This is a genomic window from Arcobacter sp., assembly GCF_050300555.1.
Lineage (GTDB): Bacteria > Campylobacterota > Campylobacteria > Campylobacterales > Arcobacteraceae > Arcobacter.
In genome coordinates this window covers 1-515 of the sequence record NZ_JBNKXY010000446.1, presented here as the reverse complement: position 1 = coordinate 515, position 515 = coordinate 1, and the positions used below count along the sequence as shown (strand labels likewise).

The window sequence follows — 515 nt, the reverse complement described above, 5'->3', positions numbered from 1 at the left end:
GTTTTAAATACAGAAGCTTCAGTTTTTTCTTCAAATATATTTTCTAAATTTTTTATGATTATAAGACTTCTTATTGAAAATCTACTTGGTGTTATCCTTATGAAATACTCTCTTGGACAATGGGGAAATTACAAAAATAGAATAATAAGAACAACTGATACTGAAAAGTTTGATGACATGTTAAGAATGGTAATCTCTACAGATAAAACTCAAACAAAAAAACTTGAAGAATATTTAGAAAAGGAATTTGCAAATAAAAAATTAATTTATGGTATTCATAAATCAAATTCATCTTTAATGACATGTCTTATTTTTGAAAGACATGGAAAACATATTCATTTTATTGACGGTTCAAATGGAGGATATTCTGCTGCTGCAAAAGAGTTAAAAAGTAGATTAGATAAATAAGATTTAGGTGAAAACAAAGTATCTAAAATAATCATATCCAAATTATTGGATATGATTATTTAAATTTTAAGCACTTACTTCTTTTGATAATATTTTCATTCTCGTTT

General features: G+C 24.3%; 1 protein-coding gene. It reads left to right on the top strand.

All coding sequences use genetic code 11. The features are described 5' to 3' along the window. On the top strand, positions 1-408 hold a 408-nt coding region (locus tag ACQY5W_RS13630), incomplete at its 5' end, for a DUF3095 family protein (protein ID WP_428025510.1). Positions 409-515 lie beyond the last annotated feature (107 nt).